The following is a 19,056-nucleotide window of genomic DNA, read 5'->3' on the forward strand; positions in this document are numbered from 1 at the left end:
GCCCCTAACCCCTTTACTCCTTGAACCGCCTCCAACACCAGACCTCCCCCTACCTCCTCCAGCACGCCCACAACCCCGTCGACTGGTACCCCTGGGGCGAAGAAGCCCTGCAGCGGGCGCAAGCGGAAGACAAACCCATTTTGGTTTCTATCGGCTACTCCACCTGCCACTGGTGCCACGTGATGGAACGGGAAAGCTTCGAGGACGAGGCCACCGCCAGGGTGATGAACGAAAACTTCGTATGCATCAAGGTGGACCGCGAGGAGCGCCCCGATGTCGACCAGGTCTATATGGATGCCTGCCAGGCCATCACCGGCGGAGGAGGCTGGCCACTCAATGCCTTCCTGCTGCCCGATGCGCGCCCCTTCTACGCCGGCACCTACTACCCTCCGGTGCGCAAGTACAACCGACCGTCCTGGACCGAACTGCTCGAGTACATCGCCCGCACCTACCACGAAAACCGGGAGGAAGTGGAGCAGCAAGCACAACAGCTGGTCGACAATATCAGCTCCGGCGGCAACCGGCTGCTCGACATTGAAACGGGCGGGGTCCCGATAGCTATCGGGAGTGCAACGCAAATGATGGAGCAGCTACGCGCCAACTACGACGAGGCCCGCGGTGGCTTCGGCGGGGCCCCAAAATTTCCCCAGAGCCAGTCGCTGGAGCTGCTGCTGGCAAGTGGCAGACTGACCGGCAATAACCACGACATCTACCGTGCCGGACAAAGTATGCAGGCCATGCTCAACGGTGGCATCTACGACCAGCTCGGCGGGGGCTTCAGCCGGTATACGGTGGATGCAAACTGGCGGGTACCGCACTTTGAAAAGATGCTCTACGACAACGCCCTACTGCTGCGCCTGCTCGGTAAGCTGCAGGCCGTAACCCCCCATGACCGCTACCTACGCGCCATTGAAGAAACCACCGAATGGCTCGACCGCGAAATGGCCCTACCCGCCGGAGGCTACCGCGCCGCTCTGGATGCCGACAGCGAGGGCGTGGAGGGCAAGTACTACGTCTGGCAGTACCGGGAACTGGAGGAACTGCTACCGACCGAGGACGTCGAGGCCGTAGCGGAATTTTATGGCATCACCCACGCGGGCAACTGGGAAGAAGAGGCCACGAACATCCCCTACCGCCCATCCGGCTCCGCAGAGTTGACCCCCCGCATTGCCGCCGCCCGTGACCTTCTAGCCGCCGAACGCCGTAAACGCGTACCTCCCGGGGCCGACGACAAGCTCATTCTCCAGTGGAACGCCCTGCTTGTCTCCGGCTGGTGCTGGTGCTACCGCGGCACGGGCGAGGAGCGCTACCTGGAGCTGGCTACCTACCTCTACCAACATCTACACGAGAAGCTGCACCACGAAGGACAGTGGTACCGTAACCTCACCAACGGTACCCTCGGTGCGCCGGCCTTCCTAGACGATTACGCCGCCCTGGCCGCCGCCGCCCTCGACCTCAGTGAGGCGAGCCTGGACTTGAAGTATGCTTTAAAAGACGCCCGCGAACTCGTCGACCACGTGCTGGCTACCTTCTCCGACGCCGACGACCGGATGTTCTACCTCCGCCCCCCGGCGGATAGCGAGCTGCCCGTAGCCACTCAGGATTACTACGACAACGCCCTACCCAGCGGCAACTCCCAGATGGCGCACAACCTCTACCGACTGGGCCGCCTTACCGGAGAAGACCGCTACACCCAGCGCGCCGAACGTATGCTCACCGCCCTGGCCGGGGCCGTGCAGCGCTACCCCACAAGCTTTGCCGGCTGGGGACTGACGGCCCTACTCATGGAGCAGCCCGAGCGGGAGCTGGTGGTGACCGGGCCGGGGGCGGGGGAGGCCGCCAGGCAATTCCTGTCGGACTACCGACCCGGCTTATTGATTGTGGCGGCGGAGCACGACCGCTGGCCCATTCCCTTGTTAGAGAATCGTTACCTTTCGGAACTCCGCTTCTTCGTCTGCGAGAACCGGAGCTGCCAACTGCCCGTTTCTACCGTCGAGGCTGCCCGCCAACTGTTAGTCCATCCTTCATGACCCGACATCTGCTCCTTCTTGTCTGTCTGTCAGTGGCTATGGCCGTCCCGATGACTATCGGGGCGCAGCAATTCGCGCAGTACAGCCTCTTCTGGCTCGACCCCGTACAGTTTAATCCCGCCTACGCCGGTCTGGACAACAGCCTGAGCGTCACGGCTAGCTACCGCACGCAGTGGACCGGACTGGAAGGCCAGCCCACCGGACAACGCATCAGCGCGCACCTACCCGTGTACTTTCTGAGCAGTGGCTTCGGCATCGAGGGCGAGCGCGATCAGATCGGCGCCCGCACCATGAACCGTTTCGGCGCTAGCTGGAACTACCAGCTCGTGCGGCCTACCGCCGTGTGGTCGCTGGGGCTATCGGCGCGGTACCAGCAGATGAGTTTGAATGGGTCCATTCTTCGTGCGACTGGTGGACAATATCCCGAGCCGGGCGTGATCATACACAATGACGATCTAATACCGGACGGTACCGAGGGGGCGGGCACATTCACACTAGCCCTAGGCGCTTACTATCAAGCAGAACGACTGGAAGGCGGGGTGTCCGTACTCAACTTTAACCAGGGCACAATCTCTTACCCGGGAAGGGACTATCCGTTGCGCCAGCAGTACCATGGCTACCTCCGCGCCCGCTTCGACTTGCTGCGGGCCTGGGATATATCGCCCATGCTGTTTGCGGTCAGCGACGGCATCCAGCACCAGCTCAGCTTCGGCGCCATTGCCCGTTACAACGAGAACATTTTCGCCGGGCTGGCCTACCGGGGCTACAATAAGGTTACCTCGGATGCGATTGTACTTATGGCCGGATTGAACCTAAGTGACAAAATTTCGGTAGCGTATGCGTACGATCTTACCCTATCGGAGTTACGTACGGTGCAGGATGGCAGTCACGAGATTAGCTTGAAGTACAATCTGCGCCAGCGTATCGGGGCGGGTATCCCACCGCCGGTGATCTACAACCCGCGCACCAAACAGTAGGTGCTTTGTCGGACTGCCGCCCTTCTGCTCTCTCGCACTTGTTAAACTTCGCTTACCACCGCACCCTACGTACTAACTATGTTTTTACCTTCGTTTTCCCCACAGTCTTACCCTCCTTTGAAAACCAAGCCGTATCCCACGGCCTTCCGCATGAAAAACTTTCTACACACCGCACTAGCTGTTTCCGCCCTGGCTCTGCTACTCACCAGCTGCGGCGGTAGCAAGGAAACCGGCGAACTCGTCGGTTCCCTCGATCGCCCCACCTGGAAGGGTGTACAGCCTTACGGTATGGTCTACGTACCGGCCGGTACCGTCCACGTCGGCAACAGCGATCAGGACATCACCGGTACCTTCATTCAGCGCCCGAAGGCCGTTACCATCAACGGCTTTTACATGGACGATACGGAGATATCCAATAACGAGTACCGGCAGTTTATGAACTGGGTCCGTGACTCCATCGCCCACGTCATCCTCGGTGACGTCGACGAGAACGGCAATATCGACTGGGAACTGCCCATTGACTACGGCGACGAGGCGCTCAGCGAGCTCTATCTCGAAGAGTACTACGCCGGTAAGAAGCAGACCAACACCAACCTGTACGAGTATACCTACTCCGAAGTAGACTGGACCGAGGCTTCGTTAGCCCGCCCCCGCGGTGAGGACGGCAACGGTATCACCCCCTATATCAGCGAAAAGACGGTCAACGTCTACCCCGATACCCTGGTCTGGGTACGTGACTTCGCCTACGCCTACAACGAGCCCATGGCCCGTGTGTACTTCAGCCACCCCGCCTACGATAACTACCCCGTAGTCGGTATCGACTGGCACATGGCCCGCGCCTTCAGCTTCTGGCGTACCACCCTCTGGAATACCTACAACCAGGAGGCTCTCATCGAGAACTTCCGCCTACCCACCGAGTACGAGTTTGAGTACGCTGCCCGGGGTGGCAAGGAAAACGCCCCCTACCCCTGGGGAGGCCCCTACACCCGCAACTCTAAGGGCTGTCTGCTGGCTAACTTCAAGCCCGGCCGTGGTAACTATGCCGACGATGGCGGTTCCTACACCGTCCCCGTCGATGCCTACTACCCCAACGATTACGGCCTCTATAACATGGCCGGTAACGTAGCCGAGTGGACCATCACCGCCTTCCAGGAGAACGCCACCAGCTTCATCCACGACTTCAACCCCGATATCCGCTACAACGCTCAGGACGACGATCCCATCAGCTACAAGCGCAAGGTGATCCGCGGCGGTAGCTGGAAGGACATCAGTTTCTACCTCCAGAACGGTACCCGCACCTTTGAGTACCAGGATACCACCAAGTCCTACATCGGCTTCCGTAACGTCATGTCCTTCACCGGCCGCTCCATCAACGATTTCTAGGAAGCCCCCTTCCTTACCTTAACGGCCGCTCCGATTCCCGGGGTGGCCGTTTTGCGTTTGCTATGAACCCTACCCAGCTCGCTACCCACATCAAGCAGACGGCCTACGACCTAGGCTTCGGCTTCGTCGGCATCGCCCGGGCCGAGCGTATGGACCCTGAAGCGCGCCGCCTCGAAGCCTGGCTCAATGCCGGTCACCACGGCACCATGCAGTGGATGGAGAACCACTTCGATAAGCGCGTCGATCCCACCAAGCTCGTGCCCGGAGCCAAGTCGGTCGTCTCCCTACTTTACAATTACTTCCCCGCCGACGATACCCCCAGCCGGGAGGCGCCCAAGATTGCCCGCTACGCCTACGGGGAAGACTACCACCGGGTGGTCCGCGCCAAACTTCGTGAGCTCGTCGACCGCCTCGAGGAATCCCTCGCTCACCCCATCGAGGGCCGCGTATTCGTCGATAGTGCACCAGTGCTAGAGCGCGACTGGGCCGCCCGCGCCGGCACCGGCTGGGTCGGCAAAAACACCCTGCTCCTCCATCCTAAAGCCGGCAGCTACTTCTTCCTCGCCGAGCTCATCACGGACCTTGACCCAGCCGTCGATTCCCGCCTGCGCGATCACTGCGGCACCTGCACCCGCTGCATCGATGCCTGCCCCACGGAGGCCATCAGTCCGGCCGGCTACGTCGTCGACGGTAGTAAATGTATCAGCTACCTCACCATCGAGCTCAAAGAGGCCATCCCGGAGGAGTTCGCCGGCCGCATGGAGGGCTGGGCCTTTGGCTGCGACATCTGCCAGGAGGTATGCCCCTGGAATCGTTTCAGCACTCCGCATAACGAGCCCGCCTTCGCCCCCCACCCCGAGCTACCGGATATGGGCGAGCGGGAATGGCACGAAATGACGGAAGAGGTGTTTCGCCGGGTGTTTCAAAAGTCTGCGGTGAAGCGGACGAAGTTTAGCGGTCTTCGCCGGAATGTAAATTTTCTAGGGGAGTAGACCGGCGCGTTGCGCCGGGTAGAGTCCTCGCTGGCGCGTTCGGACGTAGACCGCTAAAGCGGATAGACTCGTCTCGCAGGCACCCCGGCGGCAGCTCTTCCCGCGCAGCGGTCTACCCCCGAACGCGCCAGCGAGGGGTCTACCCTTCGCGACGCGAAGGTCTCAGCGCAAACGGCAGCATAATAAACATCCCCCCCATAATCGCCATATCCGCCACGTTGAAAATTCCCGTCTGTAGTCCCAGCGCCTTGAGGTGCAGCATATCCACCACGTGGCCGTAGAGGAGGCGATCGACGATGTTGCTCAGGCCACCACCCACAATGAGGGAAAGGGCCACGATCTGCCAGCCATTGAGGAAGCGCTCGCGGAAGATGTAGTACAGTAGGGCGATCAGCAGCAGGGCCGGAAAGACGTTGAGCAGGATGGGCCGCCAGGTATCGTTGAGCCCGGAGCCGATGCTCAGGAAGGCTCCCGTATTGTGCACGTGGGTGAGGCGCAGGATGCCGCCGAGGTAAAATTGATCGGGTTCCCCCTGGAGGTGGACGGTAGCCAGGTACTTCGTCCACTGGTCGAGGCCCACCGAAACGGCAACCACCGCGAGGACCACCAGCAGCCGGGAACGAAAATGCTTCATGGGGGGCAAAGGTAGCGCACCGGCGACCACTTAGCGTGCCCCGAGCACCTCGGCCAGCTTGCGCTCCAGATCGGCCCCGCGCAGATCGCGCGCCACGATATTACCCTCGCGGTCCAGCAGCACGGTCTGCGGTATAGCCGTCACCCCATAAAGCCGGCCGAACTCACTGGCCCAGCCCTTTAGGTCGGAGACGTGCAGCCAGTCCAGCTCATCGGCCGCAATGGCCCCCTCCCAGCGCTCGCGGCGGTCGTCGAGACTGATGCCGAGGATCTCAAAGCCGAGGTCCTTGTACTTGTGGTAAATGCGCACCACGTTGGGGTTCTCACGGCGGCAGGGCCCGCACCAGCTGGCCCAGAAATCGAGCAGCACGTACTGCCCGCGCAGGTCCTCCAGGCTGATCGACTCCCCCTCCGGTGACTCTCCCGTAAAGAGCGGAGCGGGTGCCCCGATGGTGAAACTGGCCAGTCCGGTCGTCTGCTGCTTCACGAAGGCGATGGCCCCGGGCTCCGTGCTCTCGTACTCGGCGATCAGGGCCTGGGCTACGGGTAGGGTGGCGGGGTGCTTAGTGGGGATGAGTGCCCCGAGTGCCCCACTGCGTGCCAGGAAGCGGGCCTGACTACCGGCCGGCCATCTACCGGTTTGTTCCAGCACAACCGCGGCCACCTCCCCGGCGGGCAGCGCCTTGGTCAGTGTAGCGGTAAAGCCGCGGCTGCCCTCGAAGGTCCACGACAGATCGTTGTAACCCGGATCGGTGAAGTCGACGAACTGGAAGTAAGTCCGCACGTAGTGGTCCACCTCACTGGCGTACTGTCCCTGGTTAGCACTGTAGAAGCTCAGGTAAGTATTCATACTAGCGACGCGGCCTAGTAGTGGGTACTCCACCGCCATGCGCGCTACCAGGTCCCGCTTTTCCTCGTCCAACTGCCGCATGGCCTCCTCGCCCTCCCGGTTCACCCGCTCGTCCTCGATCACCTGGATGTCCTGGATTAGGGTAGTATAGCGCTCATTAAAGGCATCGAACTCCTGCTTTAGCGCTACGTACGCCGTATTGATCGTGCTACCACTCACGACGGACTGTCGCAGTGCGCCGCAGCTACCGCTGATGGTCAGCGAGTCTTCCCCACCCAGAATGATCGGTACGGCCGTAGAGGGGTCCGTGCCCAGATAACGGAAAACGGGTTCATCTACCGTAAGGGTTGCGCGGTAGGAGCCATCGTCCTGCAGCACGAGGGGACGCAGGGGCTCAAACCCAAATCCGGTGAAGCGATACAGTTGGGGGGCTTTCGGGCAGTCGCCGAGCCGGGCGGTGAGAGTGACCTCCCGTTGGGCCGAGAGACTGACCCCACTCAGGGTGCAGCATAGCAGTAGAAGCAGGCGTAGCATACCACGAATTTACGCCATAAGCCTTGCACCGGCGACCCCGCCCCGTGGATTGACCGATAAAATGCCACCATCTGACGAAAAAGGGTGCCCCCCGGGATGCCGCTGCCAACCCCCTGCGGTCCGGGCCTGTTCACCCCGTATGCTGTCCAACCGCTCTTCCTTCGAACGCTCGCCGCTGCGTACCGCCCTGGGTATCGTCGTGGCGCTGGTCGTGCTCTACGTGCTCTTTTCCATCGTAGGCTGGATCATCGCGCTGCTCTACCGCCTGGCCCCCCTGGCCCTGCTGGCCGCCCTCATCATCGACTATAAAGTCGTCACCGGCTACTTTACCGGCATCAAGAATCTGTTCCAGCGCAACTGGGTCTACGGCCTGACCGCTACCGCGCTGAGCATTGTTTTCTATCCCTTCGTGTTCCTGTACTTCTTGGGCGCGGCGCTCTTCAAACGGAAGGTAAAGGAAGTACGCAAGGAGGCCGACATCCGCCGCAACGGCAAGTGGGTCGACTACGAGGAGGTCACCAGCGAGCCCATGGAAGTCGATGATATCGAGGTGCTACCCCCACCGCCGGAGCCCCGCCCCCGGCAGACGCGCGACGAGCCGGGTTACGACGAGTACTTTAAGTAGTTGGGGTGGCCGGCCCCCCTACCGCTGCTGCTGGCGCTGCTGTACGCCGTCTGGCAGGGCTACAACTTGTACTTCTGGCGCCGTGCCATCGCCCGGTATTTTCCCGATCCCGATGGGCAGCTATCCATCGCCCTACTGGTCCCTTTCCGCAACGAAGCGGTCCACCTGCCGGCCCTAGTGCAGGATCTTTTGGAGCAGGACTATCCCCCCGACCGTTACGAGATCATCCTACTCGACGACCACTCCACGGATGAATCTGCCGCGGTCGCCGGTGCAAGCCCCGTAGAACCAGAGCTCCGCCTCCTTCGCCTCCAGGACCACCCCGCCTACGCCACCACCGTAGCCCATAAGAAGGCTGCCCTGCAACTGGGTATCGACCATACCACCGCCGAGCTAATCGTGACCACCGACGCGGACTGCCGCTGGCCCGCCGGCACCCTGAGTGAACTCAATCGTGTAGTGCAGGCCGGGTACGACGTAGTGCTCGGACCGGTCGGTATAGCGCCAGTCTACGGGGCCTGCTCCGCCTTTCAGGCCCTGGATGTGCTGGGCTACCAACTCTTTACGGCCGCTGCGGTGGCAGCAGGTACGCCGGCTCTGGCTAACGGAGCTCACCTGGCCTTTCGGCGCACGGCTTTCGTGGGGGTAGGGGGGTACGCCGGGGTGGATCACCTGCCCTCGGGCGACGACGTGCTGCTGCTGCACAAATTCGTAGCGGCAGGTATGCGCATCGGCTGCTCGACCGCGCCCGCGACGATGGTCACCACGAAACCGGAGGCGGGTTGGGGAGCTATGTTTCGGCAGCGCATCCGCTGGGCGGGGAAGGCGGGGAGTTACGGGAGTGCAGCACTGAGTATAGCGCAGGGGCTGGCCTTTCTAGCTTCGCTTAGCATCCTGGTCGGGCTCTTGTGTGGAGCATACGACAGTCAATTCCTAGGCTTTGCGCTGCTGGCGTGGCTAGTAAAGGGGATGGCGGACGGGGTGCTGCTACGGACAGTGTGCCAGCACTACGGGCGGGGGGAATTAATGCGGTGGTACGCATTGGCGCAGCTGATCTATCCGTTTTATTTGGTGGGGGTAGGTACGGCCACGCTGCTTGGTGTACGCGTAAAGTGGAAAGGCCGTGTAGCGACGGCTTTAGCCGTCACGCTGCTACAGATATCGGTAGCTTGACGACTAAAGTCGTCGCTACAGACGAGCAGCTGGCGCCACATCCTGACTAGCAAATAGCCCCTCCGCATACTTGAACGTAGCCGTCACGCCAATCATCGCCGCATTATCCGTGCAGTATTCTAGCCGGGGTACGAAGGTAGTCCAGCCACGCTGCCGGCCCTCCTCCTCCAGTCGCTGACGTAGGGCACTATTCGCGCTTACCCCACCGGCCAGGGCAACCTGGGTGAGCCCGGTTTGCGCGGCCGCCGCGACGAGTTTACCCAGCAGCGTAGCGATGATGGCCTGCTGGACGGAGGCGCAGATGTCGGCGAGGTTTTCGGCGACATAATCGGACTGCTCCTTGGCCTTTTTCTGTAGGGTATAAAGGATACTGGTCTTAAGGCCACTGAAACTGAAGTCGAGCCCTCCCGGATCGGGCTGAGCGAATTCCAAAATGGGCGTACCCTGACGGGCCAGGCGGTCAATCTCGGGGCCGGCGGGGTAGGGCAGTCCGAGGAGTTTGCCGGATTTATCGAAAGCCTCACCGGCCGCATCGTCGATGGTGCGGCCGATGATCTCCTGCTCCAGAGCGCTATGTACGACCACCAGCTGGGTATGTCCGCCCGACACCGTGAGGCAGAGGAAGGGAAAGTCCGGGTAAGGAGGTTCGGCGAAGTGGGCCAGGACGTGGGCCTGCATGTGGTCGACCTCGATCAGGGGGATATCACGCGCCAGGGCAAAGGCCTTGGCGAAGCTGACACCCACCATTAGCGAGCCTATGAGGCCGGGGCCGCGGGTGAAGGCAACGCCCTCGATCTCCCGCTCGGTGACCCCGGCGCGGCGCAGGGCCACGGCTACCGTGGGGGTGATGTTGCGCTGGTGGGCGCGGCTGGCGTACTCGGGTACCACGCCGCCGTACTCGACGTGGATGGCCTGGGCGGCGGTGACGTTACTCAGTACCGTGCCGTCGCGTACAACGGCAGCGGAGGTGTCGTCGCAGCTCGATTCGATGGCAAGAAGGGTGGGCATGGCGGGAAAACGTATATTTACGGCCGGGGGTCACTGATCGGTCCGGGAAATTGTTTTATACTTGCACCACACAACTGCTCACGATGCGCAAACTATTCAGCCTGGCATTTTTGGTCCTGGCCTTCGTCCTGGCCTTCTTCCTCTACCGCAGTATCGAGGAACCCATCACCTTTGCCGATGAGCGGGCCGTACGCGAAGACGCCGTAGCCGATAAGCTCAAGGTCATCCGTACTACGCAGGAGATGTACCGCGACATCACTGGTATGTTCGCTCCCAACTTCGATACCCTCAAGCAGGTACTCACCCAGGGGCGCTTCACGGAGGTGCGTATTATCGGCGATCCCGATGATCCTGATTTCGACCCCGCGACCGCCTACGATACTACCTATATACCCGCCATCGACAGCGTACGCTCCCTGGGCATCGACCTGGACCGCCTGGAGTACGTGCCCTATACCGATAACAAGACGTTCGATATTGCCGCCGATACCATCGACTACCAGTCGACAAAGGTGCCCGTGGTACAGGTAGGCATTGCCCGCAAAGAATTCATGGACCGCTTCGGCGACGAGCGCTTCAAGCGCTACGACCAGATGTACGACCCCAATAAACCGTTGAAGTTCGGCGACCTGAGCAAACCGAGCCTGGCCGGCAATTGGGAGTAGCGGCCTACGATATTACCGCACCGGCCTTCCGTGCGGATGCTACCGCTGATTACGAACTGTCCATCCTTACGGGGGTGGACAGTTTTGCGTATATCATTCGCGACCAGCTCACGAATCAGCTCCTAGCCTACCGCCAAGCCGAACTGCAACCGGTGGCAGCAGTCGACTGGCCGGCCCGACTGGCCGATCTGGTCGCTGGCGACCTACGCCTGCACGATCTCTCCTACGGCAGCGTGCGATTGGCCTGGGATACTCCCACCTTCACGCTGGTGCCCGCCGAATTCTTCGACGCCGGGCAGGCCCGCACCTACCTCGAACAACTCACCGTCGTTGGCCTGGAAGATGAGGTGCGACACGAGGCCTACCAGGTGCTCGGCGGTCACCTGGTATATGGGGCCCGGCGCGACGACCTGGCTGCGGCAACGACCACCCTGGCAGTGCGCCGTATCCAGCACTATGCCGGTGGTCTGCTTACCGCCTGGGCCGCCCGCTCGCAGCGTCTCCAGCACGAAGCTATTTCCTGCTCGGTCCGGGGCAACCGCCTGCTACTAGCCGGTCACCGCAACGGGAGACTGGTATACTACAATTCCTTCCACTGGGATAGCTCGCAGGACGCCGTCTACTACCTGCTGCTGGCCTATACCCAGTCGGGCTTGCTACCCAGTCGTTCTGCCCTCTATCTGAGCGGAATTACCACCACGGATGAACTCTACTACCAGTTCTACCGCTACGTGGAGGACATCCGGTTTAGCACCTACCCCGTGCCGCCCGCACTCAGTCCACTCCTGGAGGACCTCCCGCCCCAGCAGTACTTCGACCTGCTCTGCCTGGGCTAATTTTACTCTCCAATGCGCATCATTTCCGGTAAGTTTATGGGCCGCCGCTTCAGCCCCCCGGCCGACAACTGGCCCACCCGCCCTACGACGGATTACGCCAAGGAGGGGCTCTTCAACCTGCTCAACAACCGGTTTCACTTCGAAGAGCAGCGGGTACTCGACCTGTTCGGCGGTACGGGCAGCCATGATTACGAGTTTATCAGTCGCGGCTGCTGCGACGTCACCTACGTCGATAAGCACGCCCCGGCGGTAGCCTTCGTCAAAAAAACTGTCGCCACCCTCGGCGTCGAGAACTGCATCCAGGTCTGGCGTATGGACGTCTTTAAATTCCTCGAACGGCCGGTCGCGGAGCCCTATAGCTACATCTTTGCCGGTCCGCCCTACCCGCTACCGAATATTCCGGAGCTTCCCGATCTGGTACTTGGGGCCGGTCTGCTCGCACCCGGGGGGCTGTTCGTGCTGGAGCATAATCCACACCATGACTTTACGGGGGATGGGCGGTGTACGGAGGTGCGGACGTACGGAAAGACTATCTTTAGCTTCTTTCAGACTTAGGTGTAACAGGAGTATAACTGGCCTATTCACCACAGAGCCGGGGGGGGCACACGGAGGGCTTCATAGAGGTTCCACAGAGGCCTGAAGGACAAAAAGGGAAACCGAGGGTTCGCCTAGCGGCGATTTGGGGTCAACCTTTACATGCAACAGCGCTAAGCAAATTCGTTACCTAGCAAACTACGGGTTTATGTATCGACTGTGTTATGTAGTTCTGTTGCTCTCTTCCGTAGTAAACGCCCAGACCCTGGAGCGCAGCTTCGCCCTAGAGCTCAGCCCCCAGTACGGCAGCCAGCGTATCTCCGGGACCAACAATGCTACCTTCAGTCAACTCGACCGGCTAGATAGCCTGGAGCAGGGGGGCTTTAGTTATGGGGTAGGGGTAGTATACGAGTCACGCGTGGATCGTATCGGCTACACGACCGGACTGCGCTTTACCCACCTGGGCTACTCCATCGCTGAGCAGCCGCAGCCCGGGGTAGGCGGGGGTAGTTTTACGGAGGAGGTAAGGGCTAACTACCTCGCCCTTCCCTTCGAGCTTAATTTCTACCAGGATGCTACGGAGCGCGACCGGGTCATGTTCTTTCTCGGTGTGGGGGTGCAGTACCACTTAGGTACCCACACGGAGCGGACTACCTTTCGCGACGGGCAGGAGGTAGGTAGGGAAGAGCTGGCCGACGATGCTCTGGAATACCGCGGCTTCGTCACCTCCCTTACCACCGGCATTGGCTACGACCGTAAGCTGAGTGCCGACTGGGCCATCCGGTTCCAGCCCACCTTCCAGTTCTTCCTCAATGGCAACCTGCGGCCCGGCGATACCACGATTGCCAACCGGAACTTCTATCAAGTGGGGCTGCGTGTGGTCGTCCGTAGGTTATTTATCTAGCACCCCACGGGCGAACGTGCAGCGCTTACCCCACGTTACACCACCCGTATCGCCCGCCTCACCACAGCCCACCCCTATGGCCTTCTACGGACACGTCATCAAAGCCCTCATCCAGACCAAGCACGCCCTGCTGCCCCACGAGCCCGGTGACCCGGGTGCCGCCCAGGAGACCCAGCTACGCGAGCTGCTCGAAACGGCCAAGGATACCGCCTTCGGAAAGTACTACAACTTTGCCGGCCTACTGGAAGCCGAGGATGTACGGGTAGCCTACCGGAAGGCCGTACCCCTGCACGACTACCACACCATGAACGAGCAATGGTGGAAGCAGCAGCGCCGCAACCCCGATATCACCTGGCCCGGTCGGCCCGAGTTCTTCGCCCTCAGTAGCGGTACCACCGGCAAGAAAAGCAAGCGCATCCCCGTCACCGACGAGATGCTCGAATGCACCCAGCGCGTTGGTCGCGCCCAGGCCGAGTGCCTGGCCAATTTCGACCTGCCCGCCGAACTTTTCGAAAAGGATATCCTAATGCTCACCAGCTCGGCCGACCTGGCCGAAAAAGACGGCTGGAAGGAGGGCGAGATCAGCGGCATCAACGTCAGTAACATGCCTGAATTCATGGAGGGCGTGTACAAGCCCGGCCTGGAGATCGCCCAGATTGCCGACTGGGACGAGCGCGTACAGCGTATCGCCGAGGAGGCCCCAAAGTGGGACGTTGGCGCCCTGGCCGGCATCCCCTCCTGGATGGTCATGATGCTCCGTAAGGTCATCGAGCACAATAAGCTCAACAACATCCACGACATCTGGCCCAACCTGAGCGTCTACACCACCGGCGGCGTAGCCTTTGCGCCCTACCGCGAGGTCTTCGAGTCATTGCTGGCCCGCCCCATCGTCATCATGGACACCTACCTGGCCAGCGAGGGCTTTTTCGCCTTCAACGCTCGGCCCGCTACCATGGCCATGGAGCTGGCCCTCGATCACGGCATGTACTTCGAGTTCGTTCCCCACGATGAGCGTGGCTTCGACGCTACCGGCACCATCTTAGAGCAGCCCGTGGTGTACGATTTCCGGCAGGTGGAAGAAGGGGTTGATTATGCCCTGATCGTGTCCACCCCCGCCGGGGCCTGGCGCTATATGATCGGCGACACCATTAGGTTCGTCGATAAGCGGAAGATGGAACTTGTCATCACCGGCCGCACCAAGTACTTTCTCAACGTAGTTGGCAGCCAGCTCTCGGAAGAAAAGCTCAATAAGACTATCCAGGTCCTCAACGAGCGGGCGGGGTCGCAGGTGAAAGAATTCGCGGTGGGGGCAACCAAGCGCGCCGAGGACGGGGAGTATATTCACCAGTGGGTCCTCGGACTGGAAACCGGTGAGCTCGACGCCGAGCAAGCCAAACAGGTGATTGACGAGCACCTGCAGGAGGTGAATAAAAACTACGCCGTAGCCCGTAAGAAAGCGCTTAAGGACCTCCGTGTCAAGGTAGTCCCCGCCGATCGCCTCTACGCCTTCCTGGAGCAGACGAAGAAGAAGGGAGGTCAGATCAAGTTCCCGAAGGTGATGGGAGAGGAGCAGCTGGGGGAATTGCTGGCGTTTTTGGGTTAGCCGTCAGCCGTTAGCCGTTGGACGCTTTAGAAGCGTCCAACGGCTGAAGCGTCCAACGGCTAACGGCTGACGGCTTACACCAAACCGAGTATGAGGTACAGCCCCGCCGCAATCCCCCCCGCCAGCCCCGCGTACGGCAGCTGCGTCTTCACATGGTCGATGTGGTCCGTAGAGGAGGCCATACTACTCAGGATGGTCGTATCTGAGATGGGGGAGCAGTGGTCGCCGAACACCCCGCCCCCGAGCACCGCGGCTACGGCCATCAGCACGTTGGCGTCCATATCGCGAGCCATGGGCACGGCGATGGGGATCATGATCGCAAAGGTGCCCCAGCTCGTGCCGGTACTGAAGGCGATAAAGCAGGTAACCAAGAAGACCAGGAAGGGGACTAGCCCCGGAGAGAGCCACCCCTGGGCTACTTCCGAGACGTAAATTCCGGTCTCCAGTTGCCGGCACAGTGCCCCGATGGCGAAGGCGAGGAGCATAAGTAGAGCAAGGGGGATCAGTCCGGCAATACCCTTCAGCACCAGATCGACCGACTCGCGGATGCCGAAGATGCCCTGCACTTTGTAAAATACCATCGACACCAGGATGGACAGGGTCACGGCGATGAGTACGGCGGTCGAGCCACTGCCACTGCCGATGGATTGAAAAAGCATTGCACCTGCGTCCGCGCCGGGCCCCAGGAGTTCGCGTGCCTCCGCCCAGCCCGTATAGGCCAGCATAAAGGGCATAAAAAAAACCATGACGGCGATGGGGATGACCATATTGACCGCCCGCGGTGGTATGCCCTCCTTGGCCTCGATACTCGTGAGCTCCTCGTCGACGACGGGGGTGGCCCCTTCGTTGAGGGTTTGTCCGCGACGGGCCCGCTGTTCGGCGCGTTGCATGGGCCCCCACTCAATGCCGGTGAGCACTACCACGGGTACCAACAGGATGGCCGCAAAGGCGTAGAAGTTGTAGCCCATGGCCCGCATCATGGTACCGAAGGGATTATCGAACCCCTGAGCGGCCAGTAAGGTCATGATAAAGGCCCCCCAGCCGTTGAAGGGGATAAGGATGGAGCTGGGTGCGGAGGAGCTGTCGGCGATGTAGGCTAGTTTCTCCCGACTCAGTCCGAGCTTATCAAAGATAGGCCGGTACAGGGTGCCTACCGTGAGTACGCTGATGCTCGATTCGACAAAAATCAGTACCCCGGTGAACCAGGCCAGTAACTGCACCACCGTGCGGCTGGACCCATCCTTGCGCTCCTCATAGCTCCGTAGCCGCTCATCGATCGCCTCGATGAAGCCCGCTACGCCCCCGCTGCGCTGCATGAAAACGATCAGCGCTCCCACTAGCGCGCAAAACATAATCGTACGGGTGTTGCCGGCATCGGCAAATACATCCACCAGCCCCTGCATGGTATCTAAAAAGCCGATCCAGGGGTTACCCTCCGCCAGAATAATGTAACCCAGGAAGATACCCGCCAGGAGGGAGATAAAGACCTGCCGCGTAGCGATCGCCAGAATGATGGCGATTACGGGGGGAAGGAGGGTGAGGATGCCTAGTTGTTCAGCCATGGAGTAGACCGGCTATCGCCGGGTAGATCGCTTCGCTCGTTAGCTGGTAAGGTACGGTGTACACGGTGGCTTGGGGTTGTTGAATTGTTGGGTTGTTGAGTTGTTGAGTTGTTGGATTTGCTTGTCCCGGTGTTTCAGAGAGCATTGCACCTGCGGCCCCGCCCTTACTTCTGTTTTACATTGCCTGTGCCGCCTGTGCCGCCCGCAAATCAACAACCCTACAACTCACCCACTCAACAATTAAACCCGACCGACGCTTAAACCAACACAACCACAAGCCCCGATGCCGAAGACCATAAAAACCATCGACCAGAACCTCATCAAAGCCTTCGCCGAAGCGCGCAACGGACTGCCAGCGATGGTAGACCAGGTAGAAGACGGCTACAACAGCCAACCCCTGCGCTTTCACTTCGACGAGGTAGATAATACGGATAGCTTCGACATCAATCCGGTGAGCTGGAAGGTGTTCTTCACCGAGATGCAGAACCGGGAACTGGCCCTGGCCTATGAGGAGGATGGGGACGACCCCTACTACTACGAGTTCGTACCCGCCCACGCCTAAGCGATGGAAACTGTACTCATTGGAGGGGGAAGCGGCTTCGTGGGCATGCACCTATCGCGGCGGCTGCGGCAGCAGGGCTATGCGGTCAGACACCTGAGCCGAAGTAAACGGCCGGATGCCGAGTTTCCTACTTTTCAGTGGGACGTGGTGGCTGGTACGATTGACGACGCCGCCTTTGCGAACGTGGATTACGTCATCAACCTGACGGGCGCAGGCATCGCAGATGAACGGTGGACCGATGCACGTAAGGAGGTGATCATTAAGAGTCGTACGGAGTCCACCCGTCTGCTGGCCCGCTCCCTGGAGCGCCTGGGCGTGCTGCCAAAACTGTACCTTTCGGCCAGCGCCATCGGTTACTACGGTGACCGGGGCGAGCAGCTACTGACGGAGCAGGACGCGCCGGGTACGGGCTTTCTGAGTGAGTCCTGCGTACTGTGGGAGCAGTCGGTGGAGGAGGTCAGTAAAGTGGGCGTACCGGTGTTCATTAATCGGACGGGCATCGTGCTACACCCCGATGAGGGGGCCCTGGAAAAGATGCTGATCCCGCTCAAGGTGTGGACCTCGACCTACTTTGGTGACGGGCAGCAGTATTACAGTTGGATCCACATCGAAGACCTCATCGGAGTATATACCTACGCGCTGGAACACCAGCTGACCGGCATCTATAACGGCACTGCCCCGAACCCCGTACGCAACAAGCACTTCGCCGAGGCCCTCGGACCGGCAATGGGAAAGAAGGCCGTCGTACTCCCCGCTCCCGTGCCCGCGCTGAAGGTAGCCCTGGGCGAGATGAGCCATACGATACTTGATAGCGCCCGTTGCTCGGCCACCAAGATCGAGGGGGCCGGCTACCGCTTCGCCTACCCCGAACTGAGTCAGGCCCTGGAACAGCTGCTGGGGTGATCTTTACCTACGATGGCTCGTTCGCGGGGCTGCTCTCCGCTATTTTCGAGGCGTTCCGGCTGAAAGCGGAGGTACTCGATATTGTTCCCGAAGACCGTTACCAGCAACAGCTCTTTGCGGCAGCCACTCACGTGGACACGGATGAGGGGCGGGCCAAGCGGGTGCGACGGGGATTGAAGCAGCGCAGTGAAAACCCTGGAGTGGTTCAGCTCCTCCGCCACGCCTTTCTGACCGAGCAGCCGGAGGTGGAACGCTTGATCCTGCACTTCGTCCGGCGACAAATGGCCGTACACGCCCTGGACGTGAGTAAGGATGCCGGCGACGAAAAGATTCGCCGCATCCTACGCCTGAAGCAACAGATGGGGCGCGAGGTGCACCGGATGCATGCCTTCACCCGCTTTCAGCTCACGCCGGATGGGATGTACGTGGCACTGGTCAACCCCGACTTCAACTGCCTACCGCTCATCGGCGATCACTTCGCAGCACGGTACCCGGCTATGGAGTGGTTGATCTACGATACTACTCGTCACTACGGCCTGCACTGGAACAGCGCGACCAAGCGAGCGGAGTTCATCACTCTAGATTCTAACCAGGACGGCCATCTGCGTAGCCTATCCGCTGAGATGCTTGACGCCGCCGAGACTGATTACCAGCAGCTCTGGCAGACCTACTTCCGTGCCGTGGATATCCCCGAGCGCAAGAACCTGAAGCTGCATCTCCAGCACGTACCCAAGCGCTACTGGAAGTACCTCACCGAAAAGATTTGAGCATAAAGCGGTCGCAGCCGCCGTGGCCGGTGGACCCCAGGGGGCCATCAATGGGCTGGAAGCCGTATTTACGGTAGACCTGCGCCGCGGTGGTCATGGCGGTGACGGTCTCCAGGTACATGGCGGCGAAATCGTCGCGCTGGGCACCGGCTAGGCAGGCGTCCATAATGAGTTTGCCGCCTCCTTTGCCCCGGGCGGCCGGTAATAGATACATCTTACGTAGTTCGCACACGGTGCCATCTCCGCCGGCCAGGGGAGCATAGCCACCTACGCCTACGGGAGTGCCCTCTTCTTCGAGCAGATAGAACGCCGCGCGGGGCTGGTGGTAGGCTGTGTACATGTCTTCCAGTTCCGGATCATTGATCGAGAAGCCCTCCCCGGCGCAGTTGAACTCGGGCATGACGGTGCGTACGATGCGGGCTACGGCGGGATTGTCGGCGGGGGTGATGGGGCGGAGGGTTAGCATGAGTCAGATTGATCTACTAGTATCCTGTACGTAAATGGAAACGGATCTG

At 60.7% G+C, this 19,056-nt stretch carries 19 protein-coding genes; 14 read left to right on the top strand and 5 right to left on the bottom strand.

Translation table 11 applies throughout. The annotated features are described in order from the left end of the window. Positions 1–20 precede the first annotated feature (20 nt). The 4 genes from ACOOHD_RS18330 (at position 21) to queG (ending at position 5,382) form a co-directional block, all read left to right on the top strand. Entirely contained in the window at positions 21–2,030 is a 2,010-nt protein-coding gene (locus tag ACOOHD_RS18330) for a thioredoxin domain-containing protein (RefSeq protein WP_420459329.1), read from the top strand. Beyond that, positions 2,027–3,007 carry a PorP/SprF family type IX secretion system membrane protein gene (locus ACOOHD_RS18335; protein WP_420459330.1) on the top strand — a complete coding sequence of 327 codons (981 nt, stop codon included), beginning with the start codon at positions 2,027–2,029 and terminating at the stop codon, positions 3,005–3,007. The genes ACOOHD_RS18330 and ACOOHD_RS18335 overlap by 4 nt, the downstream gene beginning before the upstream one ends. A gap of 150 nt (positions 3,008–3,157) precedes the next feature. Further along, positions 3,158–4,390, top strand: coding sequence for an SUMF1/EgtB/PvdO family nonheme iron enzyme (locus ACOOHD_RS18340; protein WP_420459331.1), 1,233 nt, complete (start codon positions 3,158–3,160; stop codon positions 4,388–4,390). A 62-nt stretch (positions 4,391–4,452) separates the two neighbouring features. Then, positions 4,453–5,382: a tRNA epoxyqueuosine(34) reductase QueG gene (gene queG, locus ACOOHD_RS18345; protein WP_420459332.1), complete on the top strand. Its 930-nt coding sequence runs from the start codon at positions 4,453–4,455 to the stop codon at positions 5,380–5,382. Between the two features lie 139 nt (positions 5,383–5,521). Here queG and lspA read toward each other — a convergent pair whose 3' ends face one another. Both lspA and ACOOHD_RS18355 read right to left on the bottom strand, forming a co-directional pair. Further along, on the bottom strand, positions 5,522–6,016 hold the full coding sequence (gene lspA, locus ACOOHD_RS18350; RefSeq protein ID WP_420459333.1) for a signal peptidase II: 495 nt from the start codon (positions 6,014–6,016) through the stop codon (positions 5,522–5,524). Between the two features lie 30 nt (positions 6,017–6,046). Continuing rightward, positions 6,047–7,399 carry a TlpA family protein disulfide reductase gene (locus tag ACOOHD_RS18355; RefSeq protein WP_420459334.1) on the bottom strand — a complete coding sequence of 451 codons (1,353 nt, stop codon included), beginning with the start codon at positions 7,397–7,399 and terminating at the stop codon, positions 6,047–6,049. A gap of 139 nt (positions 7,400–7,538) precedes the next feature. On the opposite strand from ACOOHD_RS18355, the gene ACOOHD_RS18360 reads away from it, so the two are divergent. Both ACOOHD_RS18360 and ACOOHD_RS18365 read left to right on the top strand, forming a co-directional pair. Continuing rightward, positions 7,539–8,024 carry a hypothetical protein gene (locus tag ACOOHD_RS18360; protein ID WP_420459335.1) on the top strand — a complete coding sequence of 162 codons (486 nt, stop codon included), beginning with the start codon at positions 7,539–7,541 and terminating at the stop codon, positions 8,022–8,024. Then, positions 8,025–9,197: a glycosyltransferase gene (locus tag ACOOHD_RS18365; RefSeq protein WP_420459336.1), complete on the top strand. Its 1,173-nt coding sequence runs from the start codon at positions 8,025–8,027 to the stop codon at positions 9,195–9,197. Between the two features lie 15 nt (positions 9,198–9,212). Here the strand turns inward: ACOOHD_RS18365 and tsaD are convergent, their stop codons facing one another. Next, positions 9,213–10,205: a tRNA (adenosine(37)-N6)-threonylcarbamoyltransferase complex transferase subunit TsaD gene (gene tsaD, locus ACOOHD_RS18370; RefSeq protein ID WP_420459337.1), complete on the bottom strand. Its 993-nt coding sequence runs from the start codon at positions 10,203–10,205 to the stop codon at positions 9,213–9,215. Between the two features lie 83 nt (positions 10,206–10,288). Here tsaD and ACOOHD_RS18375 point away from each other — a divergent pair, with 83 nt between their 5' ends. The 5 genes from ACOOHD_RS18375 (at position 10,289) to ACOOHD_RS18395 (ending at position 14,747) form a co-directional block, all read left to right on the top strand. Further along, complete coding sequence (locus ACOOHD_RS18375; RefSeq protein ID WP_420459338.1) at positions 10,289–10,870, top strand: hypothetical protein; 582 nt, start codon at positions 10,289–10,291, stop codon at positions 10,868–10,870. Further along, entirely contained in the window at positions 10,861–11,706 is an 846-nt protein-coding gene (locus tag ACOOHD_RS18380; protein ID WP_420459339.1) for a DUF3822 family protein, read from the top strand. Before ACOOHD_RS18375 ends, ACOOHD_RS18380 begins: the two co-directional genes overlap by 10 nt. Before the next feature lie 12 nt (positions 11,707–11,718). Then, the gene (locus ACOOHD_RS18385) at positions 11,719–12,261 is read left to right on the top strand and encodes an RsmD family RNA methyltransferase (protein ID WP_420459340.1); all 543 of its coding nucleotides are present in this window, start codon (positions 11,719–11,721) and stop codon (positions 12,259–12,261) included. Between the two features lie 187 nt (positions 12,262–12,448). Beyond that, entirely contained in the window at positions 12,449–13,144 is a 696-nt protein-coding gene (locus ACOOHD_RS18390) for an outer membrane beta-barrel protein (RefSeq protein WP_420459341.1), read from the top strand. A 76-nt stretch (positions 13,145–13,220) separates the two neighbouring features. Next, positions 13,221–14,747, top strand: coding sequence for a GH3 family domain-containing protein (locus ACOOHD_RS18395; protein WP_420459342.1), 1,527 nt, complete (start codon positions 13,221–13,223; stop codon positions 14,745–14,747). A gap of 74 nt (positions 14,748–14,821) precedes the next feature. On the opposite strand, the gene ACOOHD_RS18400 is transcribed toward ACOOHD_RS18395, so the two are convergent. Further along, positions 14,822–16,309 (bottom strand): Na+/H+ antiporter NhaC family protein, encoded by a 1,488-nt coding sequence (locus tag ACOOHD_RS18400; RefSeq protein ID WP_420459343.1) that lies wholly within the window; start codon positions 16,307–16,309, stop codon positions 14,822–14,824. Positions 16,310–16,592: 283 nt separating this feature from the next. On the opposite strand from ACOOHD_RS18400, the gene ACOOHD_RS18405 reads away from it, so the two are divergent. Genes ACOOHD_RS18405 through ACOOHD_RS18415 form a run of 3 tightly spaced genes read left to right on the top strand, consistent with a single transcriptional unit; the run spans position 16,593 to position 18,541 of the window. After that, complete coding sequence (locus ACOOHD_RS18405) at positions 16,593–16,871, top strand: hypothetical protein (RefSeq protein WP_420459344.1); 279 nt, start codon at positions 16,593–16,595, stop codon at positions 16,869–16,871. Positions 16,872–16,874: 3 nt separating this feature from the next. Then, positions 16,875–17,774, top strand: coding sequence for a TIGR01777 family oxidoreductase (locus tag ACOOHD_RS18410; RefSeq protein ID WP_420459345.1), 900 nt, complete (start codon positions 16,875–16,877; stop codon positions 17,772–17,774). Then, entirely contained in the window at positions 17,771–18,541 is a 771-nt protein-coding gene (locus ACOOHD_RS18415) for a TIGR03915 family putative DNA repair protein (RefSeq protein ID WP_420459346.1), read from the top strand. The genes ACOOHD_RS18410 and ACOOHD_RS18415 overlap by 4 nt, the downstream gene beginning before the upstream one ends. On the opposite strand, the gene ACOOHD_RS18420 is transcribed toward ACOOHD_RS18415, so the two are convergent. Then, the gene (locus ACOOHD_RS18420; protein ID WP_420459347.1) at positions 18,525–19,007 is read right to left on the bottom strand and encodes a GNAT family N-acetyltransferase; all 483 of its coding nucleotides are present in this window, start codon (positions 19,005–19,007) and stop codon (positions 18,525–18,527) included. The two genes, ACOOHD_RS18415 and ACOOHD_RS18420, sit on opposite strands and share 17 nt — an antisense overlap. Positions 19,008–19,056 lie beyond the last annotated feature (49 nt).

The organism is Neolewinella sp., from assembly GCF_965214665.1.
Lineage (GTDB): Bacteria > Bacteroidota > Bacteroidia > Chitinophagales > Saprospiraceae > Neolewinella.

Excerpts from the sequence above, each read along its gene's own strand:
- lspA (WP_420459333.1), bottom strand. The coding sequence starts at position 6,016 with ATGAAGCATTTTCGTTCCCGGCTGCTGGTGGTCCTCGCGGTGGTTGCC.
- ACOOHD_RS18400 (WP_420459343.1), bottom strand. The coding sequence starts at position 16,309 with ATGGCTGAACAACTAGGCATCCTCACCCTCCTTCCCCCCGTAATCGCC.
- ACOOHD_RS18360 (WP_420459335.1), top strand. The coding sequence starts at position 7,539 with ATGCTGTCCAACCGCTCTTCCTTCGAACGCTCGCCGCTGCGTACCGCC.
- ACOOHD_RS18410 (WP_420459345.1), top strand. The coding sequence starts at position 16,875 with ATGGAAACTGTACTCATTGGAGGGGGAAGCGGCTTCGTGGGCATGCAC.
- ACOOHD_RS18395 (WP_420459342.1), top strand. The coding sequence starts at position 13,221 with ATGGCCTTCTACGGACACGTCATCAAAGCCCTCATCCAGACCAAGCAC.
- ACOOHD_RS18335 (WP_420459330.1), top strand. The coding sequence starts at position 2,027 with ATGACCCGACATCTGCTCCTTCTTGTCTGTCTGTCAGTGGCTATGGCC.
- ACOOHD_RS18355 (WP_420459334.1), bottom strand. The coding sequence starts at position 7,399 with ATGCTACGCCTGCTTCTACTGCTATGCTGCACCCTGAGTGGGGTCAGT.
- tsaD (WP_420459337.1), bottom strand. The coding sequence starts at position 10,205 with ATGCCCACCCTTCTTGCCATCGAATCGAGCTGCGACGACACCTCCGCT.
- ACOOHD_RS18420 (WP_420459347.1), bottom strand. The coding sequence starts at position 19,007 with ATGCTAACCCTCCGCCCCATCACCCCCGCCGACAATCCCGCCGTAGCC.
- ACOOHD_RS18390 (WP_420459341.1), top strand. The coding sequence starts at position 12,449 with ATGTATCGACTGTGTTATGTAGTTCTGTTGCTCTCTTCCGTAGTAAAC.
- queG (WP_420459332.1), top strand. The coding sequence starts at position 4,453 with ATGAACCCTACCCAGCTCGCTACCCACATCAAGCAGACGGCCTACGAC.
- ACOOHD_RS18385 (WP_420459340.1), top strand. The coding sequence starts at position 11,719 with ATGCGCATCATTTCCGGTAAGTTTATGGGCCGCCGCTTCAGCCCCCCG.
- ACOOHD_RS18375 (WP_420459338.1), top strand. The coding sequence starts at position 10,289 with ATGCGCAAACTATTCAGCCTGGCATTTTTGGTCCTGGCCTTCGTCCTG.
- ACOOHD_RS18340 (WP_420459331.1), top strand. The coding sequence starts at position 3,158 with ATGAAAAACTTTCTACACACCGCACTAGCTGTTTCCGCCCTGGCTCTG.
- ACOOHD_RS18405 (WP_420459344.1), top strand. The coding sequence starts at position 16,593 with ATGCCGAAGACCATAAAAACCATCGACCAGAACCTCATCAAAGCCTTC.